The following is a 5,512-nucleotide window of genomic DNA, read 5'->3' as shown; positions in this document are numbered from 1 at the left end:
TGCTATGATACGGGTGTTTCGATATACAAGGTACAATATCTTATTTCCCTTCCAGCTTCTCCTGAGGAAAATCAGTACGCTTCATAAACTTAATATACCGGCTGGATTTCAAAATAAAGCCGTTTCCCGCATAGATAACTATAAATTGGCAATGATGGGAACCGCCTTCAATTTATTCCGCCGAAAAGCCAAAGGTCGTCTGAAAACTGATTTTCAGACGACCTTTGGCTTTATCGAAATGAAACGGGCAACTTATTGGATGCTGCTGCCGATGCGGCTGTAATCGCCGAAATTCATCCACACGAAGAAGGCTTTTCCGACGATAAGTTTGTCGTCTACAAAGCCCCAGTAGCGGGAGTCGGCGCTGTTGTCGCGGTTGTCGCCCATGGCGAAGTAACGGCCTTCGGGCACTTTGCAGGTAAAGCCGCTGCCGTCTTCGGCGTATTGACAGTGTTCCAAACCGCTTTGCTCTACGGAATAACCGTTTTCAGGCATGATTTTCATGCGGTAGTTGTCGAGCGAGGGGATGAAAACGGAGGGTTGTCCCGGCTCTTTCAGGATATTGAAGGTTTTGCCGTTGAGGGTCGTCTGAAAAAGTTCGGGGTTGTGGATTGCGGACGGTTCGGTATCGTCAGGGTAGGAGTAGGTGCCGTTCGGTTGGTCGGGGGCGACTTGTCCGTTGACGGTCAGGACTTTGTCGCGGTATTCGACGGTATCGCCCGGCAGTCCGACGATGCGCTTGATGTAGTTCATTTCAGGCTGGACGGGGTAGTTGAACACGACGACGTCGCCGCGCTCGATTTGTCCGGTCGGAATCAGGACGTTGTTGATAATCGGGGTTCTGATGCCGTAGGCGAATTTGTTCACAAGGATGAAGTCGCCTTTAACCAAGCCCGGGCGCATGGAGCTGGATGGGATTTGGAATGGTTCGGCAATGAAGGTGCGCAGGATGAAGACGACGAGGATGATCGGGAAAAAGCCGCTCATGTAGTCGGTAAAGTGGGCTTTGTCCTGGTGCGACGGGTCTTTTTTCAGACGACCTTTGTGGATTGCCCAAACGATGCCGGTGAATACGACAAATATCAGCAATACGGCGGTAAAGCTCATGTAAAAAGACAGGATGCCGAAAACGCCGATCATGCACAAAAGATACGCCCATTGTAGGCCGGAGCTCCATTCTCCGTTTTCCTGACGTTCTTTGCTGCTTATGAAATAAAGGAAAATGCCGATAACGATGGCAGCGATCGCGCCGTAGATTAAATTTGTGCTCATTATTTGTCGCTCACTTGCAGAATCGCCAAGAACGCGCTTTGCGGGATTTCCACGTTGCCCACTTGTTTCATGCGGCGTTTGCCTGCTTTTTGTTTTTCGAGAAGTTTTTTCTTACGGGTAATATCTCCGCCGTAACATTTCGCCAAGACGTTTTTACGCAGGGCTTTGACGTTTTCGCGGGCGATAATCTGGCTGCCGATGGCGGCTTGGACGGCGATGTCGAACATTTGGCGCGGAATCAGCTCGCGCATTTTCGCGGCCAGTTCGCGGCCTCGGTGAACGGCGCTTTGACGGTGCACAATCAGGCTCAAGGCATCGACTTTTTCACCGTTGACCATGATGTCGAGCTTAATCAAATCAGACGGTTGGAACTCTTTGAAATGGTAGTCCAGCGAGGCATAACCGCGCGAAGTGGATTTGAGTTTGTCGAAAAAGTCCATCACAACTTCATTCATAGGCAAGTCGTAAGTCAGCATGACTTGGCGGCCCATGTACTGCATATTGACCTGTACGCCGCGCTTTTGGTTACACAAGGTCATGACGTTGCCGACGTATTCCTGCGGCACGAGGATGGTCGCGGTGATAATCGGCTCGAGAATGGTTTCGATGCTGCCGATGTCGGGCAGTTTGGACGGATTTTCGACTTCGATTTTTTCGCCGCTTTTCAACACGACTTCGTAAACCACCGTCGGCGCGGTGGTAATCAAATCCATGTCGAACTCGCGCTCCAAGCGTTCCTGTACGATTTCCAAGTGCAGCAGGCCCAAGAAACCGCAGCGGAAGCCGAAGCCCAATGCCTGAGAAACTTCAGGCTCGAATTTCAACGAAGCGTCGTTAAGCTGCAATTTTTCCAAAGCATCACGCAAGGCTTCGTAGTCGTGGCTTTCCACGGGGTAGAGACCTGCAAATACTTGGCTTTGCACCTCTTGGAAACCAGGCAGCGGCTCAGAGGCGGGGTTGGCAACCAAAGTAACCGTGTCGCCGACTTTTGCCTGTCCCAATTCTTTCACACCGGTAATCAAAAAGCCCACTTCGCCGGCTTTGAGTTCTTGTTTTTGAACCGATTTCGGTGTGAATACGCCCAGTTGCTCGACCTGCGTCTCCGCCTTGGTGCTCATAAAGCGCACTTTATCTTTCAGCTTGATGGTGCCGTTTTTCACACGAATCAGCATGACCACGCCGACGTAGTTGTCAAACCACGAATCAACGATAACGGCTTGCAACGGCGCGTTTTCATCGCCGGTCGGCGCGGGGATTTTGGCAACGATTTCTTCCAAAACGTCTTCCACGCCGATGCCGCTTTTGGCGGAACATTGAACCGCGCCGACGGCATCGATACCGATGATGTCTTCGATTTCCTGTTCCACGCGTTCGGGGTCGGCGGCGGGCAGGTCGATTTTGTTCAAGACAGGCACGACTTCCACGCCCAAATCAATCGCGGTATAGCAGTTCGCCACGGTTTGCGCTTCCACGCCTTGCGATGCGTCAACGACCAAAAGCGCGCCTTCGCAGGCAGAGAGCGAACGGGAAACTTCGTAAGAAAAGTCGACGTGTCCCGGCGTGTCAATCAGGTTGAGCTGATACACCTGCCCGTCGCGTGCTTTGTAGTTGAGTGCGGCGGTTTGCGCTTTGATGGTGATGCCGCGCTCTTTTTCGATGTCCATGGAATCGAGCACCTGCGTACTCATTTCGCGCAAATCCAAGCCGCCGCAGTATTGGATGAAGCGGTCGGCAAGCGTCGATTTGCCGTGGTCGATGTGGGCAATGATGGAGAAATTTCGGATATTTTTCATATTGTTATTTTGAAAGATAAGCAGTGATTCTGAAAAGGTCGTCTGAAAATCAAATAGACCGTTCAGACGACCTTCAGGTAAAGTGAAATAGCCTGACATTCTAGCGGAAATTTACTGTTTCCGCATGATTTTATGCGTGTTTTACAGCGACGCGACAATCTTTTCCACCATTTTCGCCGAGCTTGCCGCCGCCGTTTTCAAAAACTCTTCAAAGCTGATGTCTGCTTTTTCGTCCGCCGAGTCGGACATCGCGCGAATCACGACGAAAGGCGTGTTCAACTGGTGGCAGGCTTGCGCAATCGCCGCTGCTTCCATTTCCACCGCTTTGACTTCGGGGAAATGGCTGCGGATTTCCGCCACGCCTTCGCTGCTGTGGACAAAGCGGTCGCCGCTGACAATCAAGCCTTGCGCTACCGCCGCGCCTTCAAACACTTCCGCCGCCTGTTTTGCTTTGCCGACCAAGAGGTCGTCTGAAACGAATACGGCAGGCAGTTGCGGCACTTGTCCCCAAACATAGCCGAACGCCGTTACATCGACGTCATGGTGCGCGATTTCCGTGCCGACCACTACGTCGCCGACTTTCAAACCCTTGCCCAAACCGCCCGCGCTGCCGGTATTGATGACGCAGTCAGGCGCGAATTGATGGATAACCCAAGCCGTTGAAACCGCAGCGTTGACCTTGCCGATGCCGCTCAATACCAACACCATGCGTTTGCCCGCCATTTCGCCTTCGTAGGCGGTAAACTTACCGAAAGACACGCTTTTGACATTATCCATTGCTTCACGCAAAAGCTCGATTTCCTGCTCCATCGCACCGATGACCGCAACTGTTTGTACAGACATTTTTTACCTTTCCATGAAATTGTGGGCGGTATTATAACAGCAGCGGCGGCATTCCATACCCGTATTGAATCCGCCATATTGCCCGCCTGTCCTATTATTCGATACGGTAATCTTGCCATTTTTATGTATCATGATTTATTTGATATAATCCATTTCAATAAAATAACCACCGAAATTATCCAATATCATGATGACCAATCCTCCCAGCGCAAAAGACGAATTGTTCACTTGGCTGCGCCATATGAACAAATACAAAGGCTCCGACCTCTTTATTACGACCAATTTTCCGCCCGCTATGAAAGTGGACGGCAAAATCACGCCGATTACCGACGAGCCGCTGACCTCCGAAAAATGTATGGAAATCGCTTTTTCGATTATGTCCACCAAACAAATCGAAGAGTTTTCATCCACCAACGAATGCAACTTCGCCATCAGCCTGCCCGATACCAGCCGCTTCCGTGTCAATGCCATGGTGCAGCGCGGCGCGACGGCGTTGGTGTTCCGCTCCATTACCAGCAAAATCCCGAATTTTGACAGCCTCAATCTGCCGCCCGTCTTGAAAGACGTGGTGATGAAAAAACGCGGCCTCGTGATTTTCGTCGGCGGTACCGGCTCGGGCAAATCCACCTCGCTCGCTGCGATGGTTGACCACCGCAACGAAAATTGCCAAGACCACATCATCACCATCGAAGACCCGATTGAGTTCGTCCATCAACACAAAAAAAGCATCATTACCCAGCGCGAAGTCGGCGTGGATACCGAAAACTGGTTTGCCGCGCTGAAAAACACCCTGCGTCAGGCGCCGGACGTCATCCTCATCGGCGAGATTCGCGACCGCGAAACCATGGACTACGCCTTGGCGTTCGCCGAAACAGGCCACCTCTGTCTCGCCACACTGCACGCCAACAACTCAAACCAAGCGCTTGACCGCATCATCAACTTCTTCCCCGAAGAGCGTCGCACCCAGCTTTTGACCGACTTGTCGCTCAACCTGCAAGCCTTCATCTCGCAACGCCTGATTCCCCGCGAAGGCGGCAAGGGGCGCGTAGCCGCAGTGGAAATCCTGCTCAATTCGCCGATTATTTCCGAAATGATTCAAAAAGGCGAAATCCACAGCATCAAAGAAATGATGAAAAAATCTACCGCCATGGGCATGCAAACCTTCGACCAAGCGCTCTACGAGCTGTACGAACGCGGCGACATCAGTTTCCAAGACGCCATTAAAAACGCCGACTCCGCCCACGACCTGCGTTTGGACATCCAACTGCGCAGCCGCCGCGCCCAGAATGCCGGCCCGGATTTGGAACTGATTTAAAAGTTGTCAGAAATGAGCAAAGGTCGTCTGAAAACCACTTTTCAGACGACCTTTTAAACAACTAATTAAATTGTATAGTTTACTGCATCACGACTTTCATAATACATTTGGCTCTCTACCATATCAGACCGCTTTGATTAATCCAGCCAACAGAATTATAGGGTTATTTTCCACACAGTCCTGTCAGTATTATATCATCAAAAAAATGCCTTGATACTTGATACGTCGCGAAATTCACTAAGCCATTCCAAGTCGGGCCTTAGAACGTGTTCATTGTCTCAGCCTCTGC

Annotated in this window: 5 protein-coding genes; 2 read left to right on the top strand and 3 right to left on the bottom strand. The window is 51.2% G+C overall.

Annotated features, from left to right (window positions below; translation table 11 throughout):
* A partial coding sequence (locus tag HMPREF3066_RS13375; protein ID WP_210385710.1) for a hypothetical protein occupies nt 1-283 on the top strand: 283 nt, incomplete at its 5' end.
* On the opposite strand, the gene lepB is transcribed toward HMPREF3066_RS13375, so the two are convergent.
* The 3 genes from lepB to HMPREF3066_RS07925 all read right to left on the bottom strand — a co-directional run bounded on the left by lepB (nt 253) and on the right by HMPREF3066_RS07925 (nt 3,908).
* On the bottom strand, nt 253-1,272 hold the full coding sequence (lepB, locus tag HMPREF3066_RS07935; RefSeq protein WP_003768117.1) for a signal peptidase I: 1,020 nt from the start codon (nt 1,270-1,272) through the stop codon (nt 253-255). The two genes, HMPREF3066_RS13375 and lepB, sit on opposite strands and share 31 nt — an antisense overlap.
* A complete protein-coding gene (gene lepA / locus HMPREF3066_RS07930) occupies nt 1,272-3,065 on the bottom strand; it encodes a translation elongation factor 4 (protein ID WP_036490455.1) in 1,794 nt (597 codons plus the stop codon). The genes lepB and lepA overlap by 1 nt, the downstream gene beginning before the upstream one ends.
* Before the next feature lie 141 nt (nt 3,066-3,206).
* Complete coding sequence (locus tag HMPREF3066_RS07925; RefSeq protein ID WP_070441881.1) at nt 3,207-3,908, bottom strand: 5'-methylthioadenosine/adenosylhomocysteine nucleosidase; 702 nt, start codon at nt 3,906-3,908, stop codon at nt 3,207-3,209.
* Between the two features lie 187 nt (nt 3,909-4,095).
* On the opposite strand from HMPREF3066_RS07925, the gene HMPREF3066_RS07920 reads away from it, so the two are divergent.
* Nucleotides 4,096-5,223, top strand: a complete 1,128-nt coding sequence (locus HMPREF3066_RS07920; RefSeq protein ID WP_003777544.1) for a PilT/PilU family type 4a pilus ATPase — start codon at nt 4,096-4,098, stop codon at nt 5,221-5,223.
* Nucleotides 5,224-5,512 lie beyond the last annotated feature (289 nt).

Origin of the sequence: Neisseria sp. HMSC03D10, assembly GCF_001807625.1 — a bacterium.
GTDB lineage: Bacteria > Pseudomonadota > Gammaproteobacteria > Burkholderiales > Neisseriaceae > Neisseria > Neisseria mucosa.
Note: the sequence above shows the minus strand (reverse complement) of the source record. Positions and strands in the feature narration are given on the sequence as shown.